General features: G+C 45.1%; 16 protein-coding genes. 8 read left to right on the forward strand and 8 right to left on the reverse strand.

Translation table 11 applies throughout. The features are described from left to right. Positions 1–3: 3 nt before the first annotated feature. The 4 genes from DUN60_RS16860 to DUN60_RS16875 form a co-directional block, all read right to left on the reverse strand. Complete coding sequence (locus tag DUN60_RS16860) at positions 4–672, reverse strand: transglutaminase-like cysteine peptidase (RefSeq protein WP_017078414.1); 669 nt, start codon at positions 670–672, stop codon at positions 4–6. A gap of 59 nt (positions 673–731) precedes the next feature. Beyond that, positions 732–2123, reverse strand: coding sequence for an HlyD family type I secretion periplasmic adaptor subunit (locus DUN60_RS16865; protein ID WP_065206536.1), 1392 nt, complete (start codon positions 2121–2123; stop codon positions 732–734). A 112-nt stretch (positions 2124–2235) separates the two neighbouring features. Beyond that, positions 2236–3531, reverse strand: a complete 1296-nt coding sequence (locus DUN60_RS16870; protein ID WP_114634442.1) for a sigma-54-dependent transcriptional regulator — start codon at positions 3529–3531, stop codon at positions 2236–2238. 98 nt (positions 3532–3629) lie between these two features. Then, complete coding sequence (locus DUN60_RS16875; protein WP_114635752.1) at positions 3630–5552, reverse strand: sensor histidine kinase; 1923 nt, start codon at positions 5550–5552, stop codon at positions 3630–3632. 166 nt (positions 5553–5718) lie between these two features. On the opposite strand from DUN60_RS16875, the gene pdxH reads away from it, so the two are divergent. Continuing rightward, entirely contained in the window at positions 5719–6354 is a 636-nt protein-coding gene (gene pdxH, locus DUN60_RS16880) for a pyridoxamine 5'-phosphate oxidase (protein ID WP_004732548.1), read from the forward strand. 133 nt (positions 6355–6487) lie between these two features. Here pdxH and DUN60_RS16885 read toward each other — a convergent pair whose 3' ends face one another. The 3 genes from DUN60_RS16885 to DUN60_RS16895 all read right to left on the reverse strand — a co-directional run bounded on the left by DUN60_RS16885 (position 6488) and on the right by DUN60_RS16895 (position 10823). Continuing rightward, positions 6488–7273: a helix-turn-helix transcriptional regulator gene (locus DUN60_RS16885; RefSeq protein WP_114634443.1), complete on the reverse strand. Its 786-nt coding sequence runs from the start codon at positions 7271–7273 to the stop codon at positions 6488–6490. Positions 7274–7649: 376 nt separating this feature from the next. Further along, the gene (locus DUN60_RS16890; RefSeq protein ID WP_114634444.1) at positions 7650–9479 is read right to left on the reverse strand and encodes a formylglycine-generating enzyme family protein; all 1830 of its coding nucleotides are present in this window, start codon (positions 9477–9479) and stop codon (positions 7650–7652) included. A gap of 240 nt (positions 9480–9719) precedes the next feature. Continuing rightward, positions 9720–10823, reverse strand: a complete 1104-nt coding sequence (locus DUN60_RS16895; RefSeq protein WP_114634445.1) for a PEGA domain-containing protein — start codon at positions 10821–10823, stop codon at positions 9720–9722. A 493-nt stretch (positions 10824–11316) separates the two neighbouring features. Between DUN60_RS16895 and DUN60_RS16900 the strand changes: the two genes are divergently transcribed. The 6 genes from DUN60_RS16900 to DUN60_RS16925 all read left to right on the forward strand — a co-directional run bounded on the left by DUN60_RS16900 (position 11317) and on the right by DUN60_RS16925 (position 19984). Continuing rightward, on the forward strand, positions 11317–12141 hold the full coding sequence (locus DUN60_RS16900; RefSeq protein ID WP_017075637.1) for an AraC family transcriptional regulator: 825 nt from the start codon (positions 11317–11319) through the stop codon (positions 12139–12141). A 181-nt stretch (positions 12142–12322) separates the two neighbouring features. Continuing rightward, on the forward strand, positions 12323–15460 hold the full coding sequence (gene putA, locus DUN60_RS16905; RefSeq protein ID WP_114634446.1) for a bifunctional proline dehydrogenase/L-glutamate gamma-semialdehyde dehydrogenase PutA: 3138 nt from the start codon (positions 12323–12325) through the stop codon (positions 15458–15460). Positions 15461–15471: 11 nt separating this feature from the next. After that, positions 15472–16176 (forward strand): 1-pyrroline-5-carboxylate dehydrogenase, encoded by a 705-nt coding sequence (locus DUN60_RS16910; protein WP_017091972.1) that lies wholly within the window; start codon positions 15472–15474, stop codon positions 16174–16176. 186 nt (positions 16177–16362) lie between these two features. Then, entirely contained in the window at positions 16363–17853 is a 1491-nt protein-coding gene (putP, locus tag DUN60_RS16915; protein ID WP_029203037.1) for a sodium/proline symporter PutP, read from the forward strand. Between the two features lie 263 nt (positions 17854–18116). Continuing rightward, complete coding sequence (locus DUN60_RS16920; protein WP_114634447.1) at positions 18117–19007, forward strand: helix-turn-helix domain-containing protein; 891 nt, start codon at positions 18117–18119, stop codon at positions 19005–19007. A 122-nt stretch (positions 19008–19129) separates the two neighbouring features. Next, complete coding sequence (locus DUN60_RS16925) at positions 19130–19984, forward strand: nuclear transport factor 2 family protein (protein ID WP_114634448.1); 855 nt, start codon at positions 19130–19132, stop codon at positions 19982–19984. A gap of 616 nt (positions 19985–20600) precedes the next feature. On the opposite strand, the gene DUN60_RS24585 is transcribed toward DUN60_RS16925, so the two are convergent. Continuing rightward, positions 20601–20771, reverse strand: coding sequence for a hypothetical protein (locus DUN60_RS24585; RefSeq protein WP_162838715.1), 171 nt, complete (start codon positions 20769–20771; stop codon positions 20601–20603). 279 nt (positions 20772–21050) lie between these two features. Between DUN60_RS24585 and DUN60_RS16935 the strand changes: the two genes are divergently transcribed. After that, complete coding sequence (locus tag DUN60_RS16935; protein ID WP_004732526.1) at positions 21051–21539, forward strand: Lrp/AsnC family transcriptional regulator; 489 nt, start codon at positions 21051–21053, stop codon at positions 21537–21539. Positions 21540–21558: the final 19 nt, after the last annotated feature.

The following is a 21558-nucleotide window of genomic DNA, read 5'->3' on the forward strand; positions in this document are numbered from 1 at the left end:
TACCTACTCATCGTAATTGATAATGGGTTTGTTTAAATTTAGAGAGCGCTCACGAGAACGTAGGTCGTTCCATAAGCTCAATCTTGAAGATTTCCCTGCCAGCTTACCGCTGCCTGCTGCCGACTTAATTAACCAAAGGTTTTTACCATTGAAACTGTATATCGGTCGCAGGTCTCCGCGTTTAGAACCGCGTTTTATTTCAGGGTTTAAGTTATCCAAAATTAGTGGTTCTGCACTGGGTGTCGAGTAGTACGCCAACACCATATGGAATTGGTTTAACTCAAGTGCTTTTACGTACACCAATCGCAATTTTTTATCTGGGACGCCGAGTTCAAGTAAAGAGAAGTATTTTGCAATAGTGAAGTCTTCGCAATCGCCGGCGTTGCTGCCTAAAAACTCCAGTGGTGTCGCCCAGTAGTCATTCTTTCCCCACAGTATGTTGTCATCGACAAAGTACATTTGGTTGAAGAACCGGTTTACCGAATCGAGCTTTTCCGTTTCACTTAGCCCTTCGTACGACGTCATATTGGAGCGCCATGTTGCCACTCGTTTTCCGGCTCTTTCCCCGTAGGTTGCAGTAACCGCGTCTATCCACCTTTGGTCGCTCTTGTTGAGCGCGACTGAGGTAAAAGAGGTGAGGACCAGCAACAATAACGAAATCCGAGATTTCATAGCCTCTGCTCTTGTCTGTTCACTGTGTATTGAAAGGCGCTATCAAGCATCAAACGTCCTTACTCTTTTAATGCGTTGTTTTGAGCGCTTAATAGTGGCTTCAACATGTACTCAAGTACGGTTCTCTTGCCCGTGATGATATCGACTGAGGCTGTCATACCTGGAATGATCGGCAACTCTTCGTTATGTCCAAAGCTGTATTTATCGGTACGTACACGCACGATGTAGAAGCTGTTGCCTTCTTCATCTTGAGTGGTATCGGCACTGATGTGTTCTAGTACACCTTCTAAACCGCCATATTTTGTGAAGTCATAGGCACTAAATTTAACAATGGCGGTCAGTTCTGGGCGTAGGAATGCGATATCTTGCGGAGCGATTTTAGCTTCAACCAATAGCGAGTCTTCAGTCGGTACAATCTCAACAATGTCCATACCCGGCTGAATAACACCACCCACGGTATTAATACCTAGCGTTTTGACTGTGCCCGTTACGGGAGAGACCACGATGGTACGGTTTACTCTGTCTTCAAGGCCAACCGAAGATTCGGTCATTGCAGAGAGCTTGTCTTGTGCTTGGTTCAGTTTTTCTTGTTGTTCTGAGCGGAAACTCAATGCAGCATCGATACGGCTGAGCATCGCTTCTTTGATGGCGGAACGTAGAAGAGGGATTTTGAGTTCGCTCGAGGTCATTTCTCGGCGAGTGTCATTCACTTGTCTTTGAAGCTTGAGGAGTTCAATTCTTGGCACCACCCCTTCATCGGCAAGCGGCTTTGTTATATCTAATTCTTGGCGGGCGAATTTGTAACTTTGTCTTAAGTTATTGACGCGCGATTTTATTTCAACAAGGTCTTGTTGCTTCTGTTCAACTTGTTGATCAAAAACGGAAAGTTGGTTTCTTAGGTTGTTCAGGTCTTGACGATATTCGGCTTTTTGGCGATTAACCAGTTTAGGTTGAAGTTCGTATAGCTTTGGTGGGAAGGCGAGTTTGCCGTAGTCGAGTAACACACTTTGTTTCCAGTCTTCGACGGAGAACTCTTCGTTGATGACCACGCTGTTAAAGGAAGCTGAAAGCATTAATACGCTGGCAGTTAAGTTTGCCACTTGTTGTTCGCGCTCTCGGAAGTCAGAACGGAATCGAGTGTCATCGATCAACAGCAGCTGTTGACCTTTTTGAACGCGTTGACCCTCCCTTACTAATATTTCTTTTACGAGGCCGCCCTCAAGGTTTTGCACCACTTGGATTTGGGAAGAGGGGATGACCTTGCCTTGGCCAACGGTGACTTTATCGATCTCAGCCCAAGCGGACCACCCAATAGCAGCAATAAAAAACAGAACGATCACCCATAACATAATACGCGCACTGGTGGGCGTATTGAGTAGTAGTGCCGCTGTTTTATCATCGACGTACTCAAGTTCGGTTTCGTTCAATTTGCTGTAATTCTTCTGGCTCATGACTGTCCTTGTTTGCTAAATAAAAGTGCAAGCCTATTGAGTGTATTCTTACTTTTGATAAATGTTAAGATTTTGCTCCTTTAAATCTTTGAATTTATATATTTTTTAAGACTTATCGGTTCTTGAAATCTGTTTTATCCAATTGGTGCTTTCTCAGCTTGTCATACAGTGTCTTTCGCGACACTTGCAGCTCTTGTTGCACTTCTTTTAAACGCCCTTGATGGCGATGTAGTGCCTCAATTAAGATAATTTGTTCAAAGCTATCAGTGCGTTGGTTCAACGACTGTTGCTGCTCCTCAATGCTCACGTCACGTTCATCCGCATCATTTTGCTCACCAGTATCACCGTCGAGCGACGGCTGCTTAATTTGAGTCAGCACTCTGAGTTCGGCATGTTGGCGAAGCTGGCGAATGTTTTCCGTCCAATGAGTCGCAATGAGTCGTTGAATCTCTTTTTCTGTAATGACAGGTGGCGGCAGCTGATATCGACTTGCCGCACCACGAGCAAAATGCTTAAACAAGGAGCCAATATCTTCGGTTCGTTGCGCCAAGGTTAGCAAATCAAATCGGCGGAACTCACCTACAATTGTAGTTGGAACTATTGTCGTTGCGATAATGATACAAGTTGCATTGGTCTTGCATGAGTTTTCACGAAGTAGAGTGGGTTTTAGAGCTGCTAACCAGCGCCATTGTTGTGAAGTTAGTGCTTCTGTTTCATGGATATAAAGTGTTCCGCCCTGATGTTTGCTGAATAATTGCACAACAAACTGATCAAACGTAGCTTGGTCATTGCGTGGTAAATTGAACGCAGCGACAGGGCAAAGTTCTGCGGATTGATGGCTGTGTAGATCGTGCGTGTACTGCGCCGTGACCCTTTTACCTGTCCCTAGATCGCCGACAAACAGTAGAAGAGGGTGAGTTTTGGTATCTAAGGTGATCAGTTCTCGGCGTAATGCCTGCATGGATGGCGATTGACCAATCAGTTTTGGTCCCACCTGATTCTGCATCGCCAACTCTTTACGTAATAAGTTGTTCTCTTCAACCAGTGCGAGTTTATCTGCGGCTTTTTTTACCGCGGTGAGCAGGGCATCGACCACAAATGGCTTTTCCAGAAAATCGTAAGCGCCGGCTTTCATTGCGGACACCGCTGTTTGCACGTCACCATGCCCAGTAAGGACGATGATCTGAAAATTAGGATTTTGGCTCAGCAACTTTTGTGTCAATTGAATGCCATCCATCACAGGCATGTGAATATCGGTGATGACAATTCCAGCTTGCGCGGTATCTATTTTCTTTAGTGCCTCAATAGCATTAGGAAAGCAGACGATATCGATGCCTTCAATGAGCATGGCTTGTTCTACGGAGTCTCGGATTGCGGGTTCATCGTCGACAAAATAGAGTTTAGGCATAGAGTGCAAAAGTCGAGTCCTTAACAGTATGTGATTTGCTGTATGTCAGATTAGCAGTATGTAACATTCGTTTTCTAATCCACAATAACAACGGCACGTCAGCCCTTATCGTTATATAACGGGATGTTTAGCGAGAATACCATGCCTGAAGGCTCTAATCGGTTCGCGCTGATCGTGCCGTGATACGCTTCAATAATCCGTTTCGATATTGAGAGTCCAAGCCCCAAGCCTTCCGGTTTAGTGGTAAAAAACGGGTCGAACAACTTTTCTAATTTGTCGTCCTGCATGCCAATTCCGTTATCCCAAATGATCACCTGACAGGAGTCATGATGCAGTTGCCATTCGATGCCTATCTGTGGGCTAGCCTGTTGGTCTACGTTTTCCAGGTTTTGTTGCTGCTGCAAGACTTTCTGTTCAAGAACTTGTTGTTGAAGCGCTTGAGTCGCGTTGTGAATCAGGTTAACCAGTACTTGTTCGAGCTCGGTTGGGTGAATCGCAATGTTAATGTCGTCTGACACTGTGCTTAATCTTAACGTGATGCCTTGTTTGATCATTAGCGCACTAAGAATACTGGTCGCGTTGTTGATCGATTGATGCAGGTTTGCGACGTGATGTTCTTGCTTGGTGACCTTGCGAGTGAAGACTTTAAGACGCGCGATGATCTCGGTAATTGAGGTATTCAAAGCAATCATCTTATCGAGATTGCTTTTGACCAAGTCAGTCCGTTCCATTTCAAGCAGCTTTAAGCTGTTCTCACTGTATGTTCGCAGCGCTGCAAGTGGTTGGTTGATTTCGTGGTTAATGCTGGCTGACAGCTCACCGAGTACCGCTAATTTTGCGGTTTGTGTCAGCTCTTGTTCTGTCTGTTTCAACTTCGACTGCGACTCTTGGTATTGAAAAAGGGTTTGTTGCAGCTGTTGATTGGATTGCTTCAAGTAGTGAGTGCGTTTATCAACGGTTTGCTCTAGGTTTTGGTTGAGTCGGGTCAACGCCACTTTCGCGAGATAAGTCTGGCGCCACGACCAAGCGATGAGCATCACCAAGCTGTAAATCACTACGAAGATGACATCGATCTGCACGACTTTAATAAGCTCAGCTCTGGTCTCTTTTAGCGCGACGACTTGGTACTGGTTGTTGTTGACCGTTGCAGGGTAAAGATTAAAAGCACCAAGCTTGAATAGCTGGTTAGCGGTGAGCTCTTTTCGGATTTCATTGGATTGAAGGTTCTTAGATTGATTGGCGTTGCTAGCTTCTGACTGAGAGCTTGAAGCACGGAAGGCTTCGATGATCGAAATTTCGCTTTGACCGTATTGGCGTTGAAGTGCGATATCCGTTTGTTGTTGCTGAGTTAATGGCAACAATGAATGGTAAAGCCATGGAGCCTGGCTTGATAGAAAGACTACTTGGTTAGAGTCGAGTACCACGATCTCATAGTCGTCGCTGGTTAGGATGTTTTCGAGGTTCTCTAAACTCACCTTTACGGTGATAACACCAACAATGTCATTCTCTATATACAGTGGTGAAGATAAAAAATAACCGCGTACATTCGAGCGAGCGCCTAGTGCGACATATTGTGTATTGTTGCCTTGAATGGCTGAAGCAAAGTAGGGGCGAAATGAGAAGTTCTCGCCTACAAAAGTGCGAGGCTTTTGGTAATTACTGGAAGCGATGACAGTACCGCTCGGGTCATGAATATAGATGGTGTCAGCTTGGCTTTGATTAGACCATTCAAACAGTAATTGATTGAGTTGAGTGGCGGAAATCTTGTCTGTTTGTGGTGATGAGTCAAAATAAGAGAGCAGACGAGGGTCATGGCTGAGTAAATCCGGGATCTGTTTGAACTTATCCAGTTCAGAATCGATTTGTAGATTGGCTTTATTGGCCGCTTCATTGAGTTGCTGAGTGACGATTTTTTCTTGGAATTGTACTGCCATAAAGTGGGTTGCAGTCAGTCCTGCAGTTCCCAATAATAATGAGAATAAAACAAAAGGAGTCATTAGGTTAGGCAGTATCTTGGTCACTTGGATCTCAGCGTGTAATCGGTTTGTATAAAGGTTATCAATATGATTGATTGAGTACCGAGATCTTGTTAACACCGAACACCTTCTGTCAGACAAAACCATGGCTTAGACTTGTGTTTCAAAGGATTACAGCGCAAAATCACAAAAAATTGAAAGGAGCAACGAAATGGAACTGACAGATATTCGTCGTGAATATGCTAAGGGTGGACTGAGACGTAAAGACTTAGCCGCAGACCCTATTGAGCAATTCAATCTATGGTTAGAGCAAGCCATCGAAGCTAAGATGACTGACCCTACTGCCATGACAGTTGCCACGGTTGATGAAAATGGTCAGCCATTCCAACGAATTGTTTTGCTAAAGAATGTTGATAAAGACGGTTTCGTTTTTTACACCAACTTAGGAAGCCGTAAAGCGCACCAACTTGAGCACAACAGCAAAATCAGTTTGCACTTCCCTTGGCATCCACTTGAGCGACAAGTTCACATTACTGGCACCGCTGAAAAGCTGACAGCAATGGAAAACATGAAGTACTTCTCGTCACGTCCAAAAGAGAGCCAATTGGCCGCGATTGCAAGTAAGCAGAGTAGCCGTATCTCAGCTCGTGGCATTTTAGAAGGTAAGTATCTAGAGCTTAAACAGAAGTTTGCTAAAGGAGAGATTCCGGTGCCTTCTTTCTGGGGTGGCTTCCGAGTTCGCGTGGATAGTATTGAGTTTTGGCAGGGGGGTGAACACCGCTTGCATGACCGTTTCTTGTTCTCACGCCAAGACAATAGCTGGGATATTGACCGCCTAGCGCCTTAGGCTTATGGATCTTAAGTGGTCTACACCGAATAGAACATACAAAAATACCGCTGACTTGGTGATTAGAAACATCAAGCAGCGGTATTTTTTTATCTGTACATTCCCAGATTCATCGACGAGTTGGTCATTCAACTCATTTATCACTGTGCAGCACAACGGAGATCTGTTTATTGAGCAGGGTTTCTGGGATCACGGAGCCTAAGCCCGAGTCCAGTGCATACTCAATTAATTGGCTTTTGCTGCGCGCATCGAACTTCTGTTTCAATCTCGCGACATGACCTTCGACCGTTTTGATTGAAATGTCTAACGTAGACGCAATGTATTGAGGCTTCTTGCCGAAAAGCAGTAAGAACAACACCTCTGATTCTCGCGAAGTCAGCCGCTTTTGCAGCTTAGACACGCGCGGCTCTGATCCCGCAAGTGATGCTTGATTACCTTTCGCTCCTGTTGCCTGACAAACCCAGTGGCCGACTTCTAAGATCGCAGTATCAGTGAGCTCTTGCCCATAGAAGATAGTGCCTTGGACATTGTCGTTATCATCAAGCCAAGGGGTTTTGGTAAAGATATGGGCGTGCCAGCGTCCGTCTGGATAGGGGTGAATATCGAGGATTTTAAGGGTGCTGCGTGTGTCCATCACATGTTTGTCTTGAGCCCTGAAATCTTGCGCGCACTCAATGGTTTGACTGGGCATGTCGAAGTCGGTCAAACCAGTACAAGTCTCATCGAGTTTTAAGCCAATCAGTTTGTTGTAGGCAAGGTTTGCGTACACGAAGACCGAATCAGTATCTTTGCAGCCCCAGCAACCTGGAAGTTGTTCAAATAAAGAACGATGTATGGAGTTGAATGGATCTGGCAAGGTTTTATCTCGTAAGCAGAGGTATAGCAATAATATCAGTTTCTTATAGCGCTGCAATGGCAATTAGAGTTTGTACTCTGCTCGAAAAATAGGGGGGTGAATGACAGTTAAACGGATTGTTGACTAACTGCTTCAATCACGGGGAATAGATGGGCAAAAGGGGTGATAAACAGGCAAAAAAAAGCCAGCCTGAAGAGGGGCTGGCTAAAGACAAGATATGCCTTGTCGACATGTAGAAGATTTTCAGCTTAATTTACGAGGGTCAGGTAAATTAAACTGAGGCATCAATTTGATACCCAGAGTGACTTACTACTCTATCGACGAATCTACTCCTAGGAATGCTTATGCATAAGGGGGGAATTCCCCTATAAATGCTGCTCAATGTGATAATTGAGAACTTAGAGTAAATATTTGAGATGCTGAGTCAGTGATTGAAAGCCTACAGCTCTCGTACTACTCGGAATCCTAGATAGTTCGCTGCCGTTGAAGGCGGTACGTACAGTTCGTTAAACACTTTTGCCTCTTCTGGAGAGAAGCTCCACGCGCCACCTTTCGCTAAACCTTTCTGAATGGTTGTCCATTCCCATACGTTACCCACCATGTCGTAGAAGCCTGTTGGTGTTGGCAGGAATGATTTAACTGGAGATGTGCTAACGTTTGACCAAGGCGTACCAGCCCAGCCAGTGTTGGCCTTACCTGAGCGGAACTCGTTACCCCACCAGAAGTTGGTGTCTTGACCTGCTCTTGCTGCAGCTTCCCACTCTTGTGGTGTAGGTAAACGGTAAGTGAAACCGGTGTTTTGAGATAACCAACGAGTATACGCTTTTGCATCATTTTGGCTGACACATACAACGGGTGAGTTATCTGCTTGTTTAAAGCCAGGGCTTTGCCAGTCATTGTCCGAAATGGTTGTGATCTCTGCATTGACGAACGTATCGCAGGTGTTCATTAGCTCTGCGTCTGTTTGGTAGCCAGTGCTGTCAACAAATGTTCTAAAGTCTTGAACGCGGGTAGGTGTTGCGGCTAATGCAAACGGCTGTTTGATCGTCACTTGTTGTGCGTTGTTTTCACCGAGTAGGTAGCGACCTGAGCCGACAACAATCATTTCAGGGCTCTGAATGTTGTTTCCCATCGGGTCTGCAAACTTGGTACCGACATTCAATGAGTTCTGCTTGGCCTGTAATACGGCTCGTAGGTTGTGATCGCGGGCTATCTTCAGCTCTTGGTGGAAAGAAAGGTAACCCTCTTTCTCAATCGTGACCATGTGCTGGCCTGTTGGTAACATCACTTCAACGGGTGTGCTGCCATAGTTCACGCCGTTGATAGAAACCTTGTCGTTGTATTGATTTGAACGAACCACCAAGTTAACCCAAGCGACTTCTTTTTGCTGGTCGTTGGCTTGTTGCTCGCTTTGAGTGAAACAGTTTGATGACTGAATACCAAGCAGACGACAAGGTGTGTTCTTATCTGGACGAGTTTCTAGGTTCGCCGCAATCACCGCTCGGTAACGGTTATCTTCAGAGAAGCCCGAGGATTTCACTTTGTGTTGCAGAACGTGAATATTCAATGAAGCAGACGCAAGGTGCTCTTTCACTGTTTTCGATTCGGTCGCGTTGTCCACCAGGCTGTGCTGGAATTGTTTTACCGCTTTTTGAAGTGCCAAGGTCATCGTTTGGTCTGAACATTGCGCCAGTGTCATATCGCTGCTGCAACGGTTCGTAAAGCTAACTGTTTGCTCTTCCGTCTGAGTGATCTCGTTTCTGAGTCGCTCAGCTCTTGCTCTTAGCTTATTTTGGTTCAGATTAGCGATTGAAGCTTCTGCTGCCGCTTTCTCTGCTTGAATAGCCTCAAGTTCCATCACTAAGCCTTGCTGCTTCTGCTCTGAATCTGAAATCGCAAGCTTGCCTTCTTTAACTGTTTTCCAAGCGCCTTGGAAGCGGTTTTGAGCCGGCGAGATATCGAAATCGGGCTCATCAATCATGCGCGTGTAATCTTGCTCTAGGCTGGCTTTCGCCTTTGCGAGTGTTAGCTCTGCTTGAGACGATAACTTGGCTAGACGTGCCGTTTGCTGCGCTTGATTGTCGACTTCATTTTGTTTGTCAGCTAGTTTCTTCTCAACTGCCGTTAACTCGGCATGCTTTTCGAAAAGTGAGCTTTCAATGTCGCTGACAGAAGATGCGATCGCTGGTGGTGTCGCCTCAGCGAAAACAGCAGGAGTCATTAGGCAGGGAGCAAGAGCAAATAGTAGAGTAGGAAGACCTTGGCGCATGATGGGCTACTTCAATCGTAATTTAGGTTAATCGAATATTCTAAACGAAAACGCCATTTCGTCTGCAGCTACTGTTTATAACGATCAAACAAGGTTATAACGACCGTACAGTTTATAACGATCATACTGTCTATAACGTTCATACAGTTTATAACTACCAACAAAATGGCGAGTATTCATTCAGCTTTGTGAAATAGGCACGGCTATCTTAATTAGAGCGCTGAGCTATTCATACTGGACTTAGCTTTCCTTGCTAGGAAGAAGCTTAACCCAAATAGTGTCGCTACCGTTGATGGTCACTGTGCGGTTGTAAGACTCGTAACCTTGTTTTGAAATGGTTACTTGGTGACGACCACTTGGTAGCGCAACCTCAAGAGGGGTGCTGCCATATTTAATGCCGTTGATGGTCACTGAGTCATTGTACTGATCAGAACGTACCGTCACGTTAGCCCATTGTTTGTCACTCTTCTTAACGACTGCTGCGTCACTGCCCGTTAAACAGTAGCGCGTTGAAACGTTCAATAAGTTACATGCTGCAACCGCTTCAGGTTTTGCTTGAAGCTGAGCCTGCATCTGCATGAAGTAAGAGTTGTTACCAGAAAAGCCACTCTTGATCGCTTGGCTGTCTTGAACATGGATATTCAGTTGAACACCTTGCAAGTTCTGTTTTGCTAATGAACTTTCCGTGAGCTGCTCAAGTAATTGGCTCTTGAACGTTTTCACCGCTTTTTGATTGGTCAGGTGTTTACCTTGAGCAGTACATTCACCCAATGTCATCGTTGATGAACATGTGGTGGTGTAGCTGGTTTCAAGAACGGTACTTTCGCGAAGTTCTGATGCAATACGTTTAACGCGAGCTTCAACTTTCGACTCTCTCAAGTTTGCCAGCTCATTATTCAGGCGAGCTTGCTTTTGTTTGATTTGAGAAAGGTGAATTTCGCTCTCGTTCATCGCTTGTTCGTTATCTAGCTGAGACGATTGATTCTCTTTAACCGCAGCCCAAGCGTCTTGGTAACTTTTCTGGAAAGAGACCAAATCCGTTTCTGGATCTTCAAGCAAGCGACTGTACTGTTTGTCGAGTACAGACTTGGCTCTGTTACGTTTTGCCTTAAGTTCTTCACCTTCGCGTAACAACTTGCTGTTCTTATTTTGAAGTTGTTTTAGGTTTTCAGTCGCCGATACTTTGGTTGCTGAAATACGCTCAATATCTGAGTTTTTCTCTGTTAGCTTTGCATCGATAGCTGAAACGGGATCGACTTGATTCAGTTCTTCAGCGGATACCGATGCAGATACCCAAAGTGGGGATAGCGCGAGTAAAAGCGCTGAAATTCGAAAGTTAGTCATAGGTCCCTGCAACTTGTAGATTGAAAATTGGCTCGTTAATAAAGTGTCTACTTCCTAGTTGTGAGTCACTAGTTATTAGCAATTAACACAGTACCCGTCTTTATACCGTTTTATTGCTATCCAATCTACTCAAAAGCCAAGTTTCGGTACTTCGGATACACTTTTTGCAGGTTTATCGCCAATTATTTGAGCTATATAAGAAAATTTATTCATTATGCTGGGGCGCTGAAGCATATATTGATGACATGGTTTTTCGTGCTGGTGTGCTTGCTTGTATGAGTGCTGTAAGCCCCTAAACTCACCGGAACGATTGGTTTTACAATGCCCGTAGTTTGTGCACTCTTGATCATCTTTCCGGAGGCATGATCAAGACGGTCTCGATAATGATCTTTTGCTTAAAGCGAGGAAATGACTCTCATGATCATTTACAAATTCATCTTATGCAGATTTCAGAGTATTATTCTTACTATGTCGACCTGAGTATTTTGATGTTATGCCTAAACCGTTACCCTTTCCGAACTTTGACTTGTCCCCGCTAAGCCTTACTGGCCCTCGCCCTGCGGAGATCATTACTTTGCCTTCGCATATGGATTGTCACGATCACCATTATTCGCAGGTAGTCATTGGTTTAAAAGGTCAGGCGGAATTTGAAGTGAGCGGTAAAGGTAATCTTGTCGGTCCAGGGCAAGGCTGTGTAGTCACGGCTCGCTCTGATCATGCTTTCGGTGGAGTGGTTGGTCAGTCGGATATTCTCGTACTTAACATGCCTATGCCAACCGATGATGACCCTCTGATGCTAGAGAAGATTAACCAGTTAGAATCATCGAACGTCTACTTCCAATTAGATGCGCAAATTCAAAAGCTTATCCATATGTTGGTGCAAGAGATGCAGGCCAGTCCTGATGATCTGTTGTTGAGTCGAGCTTGTAATGACACGGTGATTGCGTTGATGCAAAGACACATCTCGGCATTTGAAACCTCGATTAAAGATTCGCGTTTCGATCTTGAGTCGTTGGATCGCTACATCGAACAACACTTGGCTAATAAGATCTCAGTCGCGCAGCTTGCAGGCAGTGTGTTCTTGGGCGAAAGCCAATTCCACATGCTATTCAAAGATCAAATGGGCATTACCCCTCACCAATATGTTTTAGGAAAGCGTATCGACCGCTCTCGACGCCTTATTGAACAAGGTAATCTTAGCCTTGGACAGGTTGCAGAACTTGCTGGTTTCTCCGGTCAATCCTCCTTTACTCACACCTTTTCTCGCCTTCAAGGCATGTCACCATCTCAATACAAAAAGCAAATTTCTGTTAAATAAAAAAACAAAACGGCATATTATATTAAAGTTTCATATGTGACCTTGTGTTTGTTTTGTTAATAAAGCGAGTTTTTAGCAAAAAACTCGGAGTTTTTGACAAGTAATCCTTATATACTCTAAATACACTGCAGCCATTGTAGAGATCCCGAACTCTTTTCGGGTGTGAGATTAAGGAAAACGCATGTTTACAGCTACTGATGTGTTAAAGCCAGAATTCAACGAGCAGTCGCTTGCTGATCTTTGGACGCTTATCTCACCATTATATATGGTGGATGAAACCCAATGGCTAGAGCAACTTCTGCCACTAGCTACCCCTTCTGAGTCTGAAAAGCAGCAAATCACAGACAAAACGACATCATTGATCGAAGCTATCCGTGCGGATAAAACTTCAATTCAGATGATCGATGCGCTGTTGCTTGAATACAGTTTAGATACTCAAGAGGGCATCTTGCTGATGTGTCTGGCGGAAGCCTTGATGCGTATTCCTGATTCAGCAACGGCTGATGCGCTGATTCGCGACAAACTCAGCGTTGCGGATTGGAAATCTCACTTAAAGAACTCTGATTCAGTATTTGTTAACGCATCGACTTGGGGCCTAATGTTAACAGGCAAGGTTGTTGGACTTTCATCAAATGAACAGAGCGCTGGCCAAGCGGTTAACCGTTTAGTCAACAAGCTTTCTGAGCCGGTGATTCGTAAAGCGATGCACCAAGCGATGAAGGTAATGGGTCACCAATTCGTTCTTGGCCGCAGCATTGCTGAAGCGCAAAAGAACGGTAAGTCTATGCGTGACAAAGGTTTTACCTACTCATACGACATGTTAGGTGAAGCGGCACTGACCACGGCAGACGCAAACAAATACTTCAAAGATTACCTAATGGCGATTGAAGCCGTGGGTCGAGATACATACGTATCTTCAAAATTAAGTCCAGCACCGTCTGTTTCTATTAAGCTTTCCGCGCTTCACCCACGTTATGAAGTGGCGAATGAAGATCGCGTATTGACGGAACTTTGCGACACGTTAGAGCAGCTATTGCGCCGCGCAGTAGAGCTAGACGTTGCGATTACGATTGATGCGGAAGAAGCGGATCGCCTAGAGCTTTCTCTAAAATTATTCGAAAAACTGTACCGTACCGATCTTGTGAAAGGTTGGGGTAAATTTGGTCTGGTTATTCAAGCTTACTCAAAGCGCGCACTACCGGTTCTAGTATGGCTAAACCGCTTGGCGAAAGAGCAGGGTGATTTAATCCCGCTTCGCTTAGTGAAAGGCGCGTACTGGGACAGCGAAATCAAATGGTCACAGCAAGCTGGCTTTACTGATTACCCAGTTTACACACGCAAAGAAGCGACAGATGTAGCTTACCTTGCATGTGCACGTTACCTACTGAGCCCAAGTGTTCGTGGCAATATCTTCCCGCAGTTTGCGAGCCACAATGCTCATACGGTTTCTGCAATCGCAGTGATGACTGAACATAAAGATTTTGAATTTCAACGCTTACACGGCATGGGTGATTCTCTTTATAACCATGCGATGGAAGCTTACCAACAGTCGGTACGTATCTACGCACCTGTTGGCAGCCACAAAGATCTACTGCCATACCTAGTACGTCGCTTGCTAGAAAACGGAGCAAACAGCTCGTTTGTACACCGTCTAGTTGATGCGCGTTGCCCTGTAGCAGAGCTGACTCAACATCCTGTCGATATGCTTCTTGCGTTCGATACATTGCATAACACTAAGATTCCATTGCCACCGGCGGTATTCCCAGAGCGTAAAAACTCTTACGGTGTGAACATCGATATCGAAAGTGAAGCGCATCAGTTTGAAGAGCAAGTAAAAGCGTTCCTTAATAATCAATGGACTGCTGGTCCTGTGATCAACGGTGAATCTCTTGCCGAAAGCATGATCAAGGCTGATCAGAACGTTGAGCAAGTAACGGCACCTTACGATCGTCGTATCAATGTGGGTCAGGTGGCTTTCGCTAACCTTGATCATGTTTCCGCAGCGATCACTGGCGCAGACGCGGCATTCGCTGATTGGAACGCAACTTCGGTTGAAACCAAATCGGCGGCACTTGATAAACTGGCTGATCTGATGGAAGACAACCTAGCTGAATTGGTAGCGATTTGTCACCAAGAAGCAGGTAAAACAATTCACGATAGCGTTGATGAAGTGCGTGAAGCGGTCGACTTCTGTCGTTACTACGCAAAACAAGCTGACAACCTACAAGGTTTCGAACTAAAAGGTTTTGATGGCCAAACACGAATCGCTTCGCGACAAGGTCGTGGTGTGTTCGTTTGTATCAGCCCTTGGAACTTCCCTCTAGCTATCTTCCTTGGCCAAATTACTGCGGCACTAGTTGCGGGTAACACGGTTGTGGCTAAGCCTGCCGAGCAAACAAGCTTGATTGCTGCTCGCGCGGTTGAACTGATGAATGAAGCGGGTTTCCCTGCTGGCACGATTCAGCTACTACCAGGTCGCGGTGCTGAAATCGGCAGTGCGCTTACTAGCCATGATGCGATTGCTGGCGTTGCCTTTACGGGTTCAACACCGACAGCACAACGTATCAACGTGTCACTGGCAAGCCGTAACGCTAAGCCTGTTCCATTTATCGCAGAAACTGGCGGCCAGAACGCGATGATCGTCGACAGTACCGCACTGCCTGAACAGGTGGTTCGTGATGTGATTCGTTCGGCATTTGCTTCAGCAGGCCAGCGTTGTTCTGCATTGCGTGTGCTTTACATTCAGGAAGACATCGCAGACCGCGTGGTTGGATTGATTCACGGTGCAATGGACGAACTGAGTGTAGGTATCCCGCATCTTCATAAAACGGATGTTGGCCCTGTTATCGACCAAAATGCGAAACAGAAGTTGCTGGCGCACTTAGAAAATATGACCAATACCCAGAAGAAGGTGGCTCAACTTTCTTTAGGTGCTGATTGTGAACATGGTGATTTTGTTCCACCAAGTGCTTTTGAAATTGATGACATCAGCTGCTTGAAAGAAGAACAGTTTGGCCCTGTGCTGCACATCGTTCGCTTCAAGGCGAGTGAGTTAGCGCAAGTGGTAGACCAAATTAACCAAACCGGTTTTGGCTTGACCATGGGTATTCACAGCCGTAACGAGACAACTTACCGTTGGATCGAAAAACACGTGCGCGTGGGTAACTGCTACATCAACCGTGACCAAGTGGGTGCCGTTGTTGGGGTTCAACCATTCGGCGGTCAAGGTTTGTCAGGTACTGGCCCTAAAGCGGGTGGTCCTCACTATCTATACCGTTTTACAGATGTTCATTTCTCTCAATCACAAGACAAGGCATAAGGAGCAGTATCATGGTTCATCAAGTGACAGGTTTTTCTGATGCTTTGTTAGCGTGGGAACAATGGAATCTTACCGACTTTGATTACAAGAGTGCTCAGGTACTTGCGCTGAAATCAGAGATCGAAAGTCAATCTGTGCCTTTGGCTGCAGTGGCAACTTATCATCTAGAGCAAGCATCTGCGCTGCTTTCTGAACATCACCTAATGGCAGGTCCTACGGGCGAAACCAATGAGTTGTATGCCGCAGGCCGCGGTGTGGCTTTGGTGATTGTTGATGATTGCGAAGAGAAAGTGCCCGCACTGCAAACTGCAACAGCGATGATTACTGCAGCACTATTAGCAGGTAACAGCGTTCAATTGTGCAGTGATGACGTGCAGTTCAATACCTTAATTGCAGATGCCGCGAAACAAGCGAATCTACCAACCAACTTGGTGCAGGTTGCCTCGTACGACGCTGCTCAACAGCTGCTGTCTTGCGATGTACGAAGCGCGGGTTACGTAGGTAATTCACAAACGGCACAAGCTATCAATTTACAGCTTGCTAAGCGTGACGGTGCAATCGTCGGTTTAGTGGCTGAAACGGATCTGACCGCAATGAATGTTGCCAATGATCCACACCTATCGCTGCGCTTCATTACCGAGCGTACGCGAACTATAAATATAACAGCCGTGGGCGGTAACGCGACCTTGCTCGAACTTGGAAGTGAAGCTCACTAACCTTCAGTAAAATTGGCTCTAAAGACTTTTGGTTTTCTCCATTGTTGGGTTTTCCCATTTTTGGTTTTCTCCCTGAGTGCTTTGGAGCCTCAATACCTAACTCAATGCACTTGCTTGCCTTTACGGTAAGTACCTTGCATTGAATTAGGCATGGAAGGCTTTCTACAAAATGAGGACTATCAAATGATAGAAAACAGTTTTGCAATAACGACGACGTTCATTGCGTATCTAATTATGATGCTAGCGATCGGTGTTATTGCTTACAAACGTACATCTAACTCAACTGACTACTTCCTAGGTGGTCGTTCGTTAGGCCCATGGCCTGCTGCACTTTCTGCTGGTGCATCAGACATGAGTGGTTGGTTGCTACTTGGCCTGCCTGGTTACGCTTACGCTGCTGGCTTTGAAGCATTTTGGCTTGCTGGTGGCCTACTTGTTGGTACTTGGGCAAACTGGTTAATCAGTGCAAAACGTCTACGTACTTACAGCATTACGACTGAATCACTGACGCTGCCTGAGTTCCTATCTCGTCGCTTCAACGATAATTCTAAGCTGATCCAAACAATTTCTGCTTTCTTTATCCTTTTATTCTTCCTTTTCTACACAAGTTCAGGCTTGGTAGCAGGTGGTAAATTGTTTGAAACGGTATTCGGCTTAGATTACACAACAGCGGTAATCATCGGCACGGTATGTGTGGTTTCGTACACCCTGTTTGGTGGCTTCCTAGCGGTATCTTGGACTGACTTAGTTCAAGGCCTGCTAATGTCTGCTGCGCTATTGATTGTACCAATCGCGGCAATGAACGGTGGCCTTGGTCAGCTATCTAGCGACCTGCACAACATCAACCCAGAGCTTCTAACGCTATGGAATGATGCGAAAGGTGAGCCACTGTCTGCTATTGCGATCATCTCGCTAGCGGCATGGGGCTTGGGTTACTTCGGTCAACCACACATCTTGGCTCGTTTTAAAGCAACTCGTTCAAACAAAGATCTTGTGACAGCACGCCGCATTGCGGTTATCTGGACTGCATTGTCTATGGTTGGTGCAATGCTAGTCGGTCTTGTTGGTCTAATCTACGTGACTAACTCTGGCGCACCTAAACTAGACGATGGCGAGAAGATCTTCATGCTTCTTGTTAACGCAATGTTCCACCCAGTCATCGCCGGTATCCTACTTGCTGCAATTCTAGCGGCAATCATGAGTACTGCTGATTCACAGCTTCTTGTTTCTTCATCTGCAATGGCAGAAGACTTGTACAAGCAAATTCTGAAGAAAGACGCAACGTCAGAAGAGATTGTTCGTGTTGGCCGTTTCGCGGTTATCCTAATTTCTCTGATTGCTCTTGTGCTAGCGATGACGCCGGACAGTTCAGTTCTTGGCCTTGTATCTTACGCATGGGCGGGTTTTGGTGCTGCGTTTGGTCCAGCTATCGTGTTGAGCCTGTACTGGTCTCGTATGAACCGTAACGGCGCTCTAGCGGGTATCGTGGTTGGTGGTGTTACGATTGTTCTTTGGAAACAGTTCACGGGCGGTTGGTTCGATGTTTACGAAATCGTACCGGGAATCATCCTATCGACTCTTTCTATCGTTATTGTGAGCCTAATTACTGGCGAACCAGAAGACGAAGTTAAGAAGCAACACGCTGAATTTAAGAAGAACCTAGTTGAGCTAGACTAATTTACATTGTAAAACAGATGTGAATTAGCAACGAACATTAGCTAAAAATAATAGAGTCACTTCGGTGGCTCTATTTTTTTGACTATACCCCAATGCTTTGACCTTTCGACCTTTGTTGCGTCTGGCAAGTTGAGTGTATTGAGCATGTTTACCTTGTTGGTGACGCTGGCTAAGTCATACTTCTAGGCTCGGAGCATTTCAGTTCCCACAGGGATACATTACTCTTGCTAAGAGCAGTTGAGTAAATGAATAGGAAGGTGGTCGTGCCTCAAGTAATCCCGAATATTGGCTTTAACCATGAAAAAACGGCGCAGGCTGAGCTGGAGTTGGTGCCCTTGTCTCGGCTCTATTCAGAAAGCAATATTAACCACGATCCTCAACTGCCCCATCGTGTCAGTTTCTTCCTGATTTTGTTTATCGAGCAAGGCTCTGGCACGCACATGGTCGACTTTGAGGACTACCCTTTTAGCCAAGGGAGCGTGTTGTTCATTCAAAGAGAGCAGGTGCACGCCTTTGATTTTAGTAATAAGCCACAAGGCACAGCGGTTTTGTTGACTCAAGCGTTCTTAGACAGCGTTCACGCTAACATGAAGTTGCCGAACTACACGCCTACTCATTTGAACAAGACACATTCTGCACTGTTGTCACTAGACGTATCCCATCAAGATCGAACGCAGAGCCTGTTACAGCAAATTATGACGGAACTGAAACAGTCAGAATCCGATCCCTTGATTGTGATGTACCTGTTCTCAGCACTAGCCCTGATCCTTCATCGCCTGCGACCAGAAGTGAAGCAAGACGCCCTGAGCTTGCAGCAAAACATTAAGTTTGCCCGCTATTTTGAGCTTCTTCAAAACAACTACCTGCGCGTGCGTGATGCAAACTGGTACGCCAATCAAATTAACACCACCTACAAGACGTTGAACCAAGTGTGTAAAGTCGCAACGGGGTTAACTGCCAAGCAAATCATCGATTCTTTTACCATTTTAGAGATGAAGCGTCAGCTGGTGGTGACCAATATTACGTCTCAAAAAATGGCGTCTGATTTTGGGTTTGAAGATGCGAGTAACTTCGTAAAGTACTTTAAAAATCATACTCAAATGACCCCTAGTGAGTTTCAAAAGAAGTATTCAAAGCCATCCCTTTCTGAATAGTGAATGGGTCGACACGAATCATCTAAGGTTCGATATCTACCATTTTTCTGCCTAAATCCACTCTGCCGTGAGTCTCTCTCGTTGATTAATATAGTTTCCAAGCCAACGAGAGGACTTTAAAAATGAAAACAATAATTAAATCTACATTACTAGCGGCAAGCGTATTTAGCGCTTCTACTTTCGTAACCATTGCGACTGCCCAAGAGCTGTCTATTCAAGAAAAAGCGGTAGCGGTTATTTCGAGCATTGAAACGGGCGACGCAAAAGCGGTGAGCTACATTAACCCTGAAAAGTACATTCAACATAACCTAGCTGTTGGCGATGGCTTAGCGGGCTTTGGTGAAGTGCTACAAATGCTGCCTGAAGGCTCTGCGAAAGCACAAGTGACGCGCTCATTTCAAGATGGCGACTATGTTGTCATTCATACCGAATATAACTTCTTTGGTCCGAAAGTCGGCTTTGATGTGTTCCGCTTTGAAGATGGACAGATAGTTGAGCATTGGGACAACTTGCAAGAAATTGCCAAGCCAAACGCCAGTGGACGAACTCAATTAGATGGCACGACTAAAGTCGTAGATCTCGATCAAACGGACAAAAATCAGCAGTTGGTCAGTGGTTTCGTTAAAGACATCCTGATCGGCGGTGATATGGCGAAGATTAATAACTATATCGATAATGAAGACAGTGCTTACTTACAGCACAACCCAGGAGTAGCCGATGGTCTAAGCGGTTTGGGTGAAGCTTTGGGTGCGCTAGCAGAAGCGGGTATGCCAATGGTTTATACCGCCAACCATAAGATTTTAGGCCAAGGTAACTTTGTGTTGTCGATCAGTGAAGGCCAGTTCATGAATAATCACGTTGCTTTTTATGATCTATTCCGTGTTGATAACGGAAAAATCGTAGAGCACTGGGATACCATCGAAACCATTCCTGCTCGTTCAGAGTGGAAAAATGACAATGGTAAATTTGGCTTTTAAAATGTGAGCTAAATTCAACCAAACATGGTTTGCTTAAGCGGTACTTTCGCAGAGGAAGTGCCGTTTTTTTATCGATCAATTTGATGACTAAGACGGGGGAAGTACTGTCGTTATGGGGTTTTACAATGTAAATCGAAACCGCATGAACGAGGGAGGATAAATGGAAGAAGAAGGATCTTGATGGCGTTTGATGTCAAAAAACGAAAGAGAAAAATGGCTATTTTTTGAACTTGGCGCTCACTTTTGTAATTAGCTCGGTGAATAGTGAAACCAAATTCGACATGATGTGTCAATTGTCAGTAACCACTAAAGACCTATAGGACAAAGGTATGCCTGATCTCTATTGCAAAGGATGTAAAAAAACAACACTACATAAGTCTATAATGAAACGTTGTGAATCTGAGCCCGAGACAACCTCTGGCCGTATGATGCAATGGACGTCAAAGCTATTTAGTGGAAATCTGTACTACGATATGGAAACTCAGCACTTCTGTCGAACGTGTAACTGCCGTTGCGAAACAGGAAGTACTGTACCCCAAGTTGGTTTAGCTTAACTTAAAGTAAGCGCTCACTAACTTAGATCAAAAAACCTCCGTTTTAGGAGGTTTTTGCGTTTCTATGCGGCTTTGAGTGCTAGTTCGGCGTCAATGGCGTTGCCATCAATCTTCACTTCCCATCCATAGTTCGAGTATTCACTTGCGAGTGCTTCAGCAACATCTTTTGATACTGTTACGTGTGTCCATGAGCCAATACCGTATGGTTTGTACGCGAGTTCTTGTGTCTTCATAATAGAGTTATCCTTTCTCTTTGATAATCCCATTATTCACTTTGGCCTATATCCTTTCTTTCGTTTCTGGCTCAACTTATTTGTTATTCGGGTCATTTCTATAATAATTTGTTAATAGTCAAAGATTGATTTATAAGGGGTCTTATCGTTTCATATTGATTTATATTTGATGTGAATACTAATGGCGTATTTAGTTTTTTAAATGTGTGAGCGAGGTTTTCTTCGATTGTTCGTGGTATGGAATATACTGAGCGGAATTTAGAATGTTTAAGGAATGTTATGTCTCAGCATCAACTCGATCGTATCGATAAAGAGATACTAAGAATTCTGCATATGAAAGGGCGTTTGCCTGTTGTTGAGTTGGCAAAGCAGGTCAACCTAACGACGTCCCCTTGTTCTGATAGATTGAAGCGATTGGAGAAAGAAGGCTACATAACGGGCTATCATGCCGAGCTCTGTTCAGAAAAGCTGGGACTCGATGTCCAAGTCTTTATCCATATTCGTCTCGACCAGACCAGCTTCTCGATTTTCGATAAATTCGCCCAAGCGGTTGAAATGATGCCTGAAGTGGAAGAGTGTTATTCGCTGTCGGGTGATTTTGACACCATGATCAAGGTTCGAGTGAAAGACATGAAGGCATACCAAGCGTTTATGGCAACCAAGCTGGGTACACTGCCGGGCGTGATTCAGACTCGCAGCGAAGTAGTGATTGAAGAGCATAAGAAAGGCTTTGGTGTTAACCCTGAGTTGTTGGCCACCCTAAAATAGTGGCCTGCTTTCGCCTTAC

Origin of the sequence: Vibrio splendidus (assembly GCF_003345295.1) — a bacterium.
GTDB lineage: Bacteria > Pseudomonadota > Gammaproteobacteria > Enterobacterales > Vibrionaceae > Vibrio > Vibrio splendidus_K.

Excerpts from the sequence above, each read along its gene's own strand:
- DUN60_RS16900 (WP_017075637.1), top strand. The coding sequence starts at position 11,317 with ATGCCTAAACCGTTACCCTTTCCGAACTTTGACTTGTCCCCGCTAAGC.
- DUN60_RS16890 (WP_114634444.1), bottom strand. The coding sequence starts at position 9,479 with ATGCGCCAAGGTCTTCCTACTCTACTATTTGCTCTTGCTCCCTGCCTA.
- DUN60_RS16925 (WP_114634448.1), top strand. The coding sequence starts at position 19,130 with ATGAAAACAATAATTAAATCTACATTACTAGCGGCAAGCGTATTTAGC.
- DUN60_RS24585 (WP_162838715.1), bottom strand. The coding sequence starts at position 20,771 with ATGAAGACACAAGAACTCGCGTACAAACCATACGGTATTGGCTCATGG.
- pdxH (WP_004732548.1), top strand. The coding sequence starts at position 5,719 with ATGGAACTGACAGATATTCGTCGTGAATATGCTAAGGGTGGACTGAGA.
- DUN60_RS16860 (WP_017078414.1), bottom strand. The coding sequence starts at position 672 with ATGAAATCTCGGATTTCGTTATTGTTGCTGGTCCTCACCTCTTTTACC.
- DUN60_RS16895 (WP_114634445.1), bottom strand. The coding sequence starts at position 10,823 with ATGACTAACTTTCGAATTTCAGCGCTTTTACTCGCGCTATCCCCACTT.
- DUN60_RS16935 (WP_004732526.1), top strand. The coding sequence starts at position 21,051 with ATGTCTCAGCATCAACTCGATCGTATCGATAAAGAGATACTAAGAATT.
- putA (WP_114634446.1), top strand. The coding sequence starts at position 12,323 with ATGTTTACAGCTACTGATGTGTTAAAGCCAGAATTCAACGAGCAGTCG.
- DUN60_RS16910 (WP_017091972.1), top strand. The coding sequence starts at position 15,472 with ATGGTTCATCAAGTGACAGGTTTTTCTGATGCTTTGTTAGCGTGGGAA.
- DUN60_RS16865 (WP_065206536.1), bottom strand. The coding sequence starts at position 2,123 with ATGAGCCAGAAGAATTACAGCAAATTGAACGAAACCGAACTTGAGTAC.
- DUN60_RS16870 (WP_114634442.1), bottom strand. The coding sequence starts at position 3,531 with ATGCCTAAACTCTATTTTGTCGACGATGAACCCGCAATCCGAGACTCC.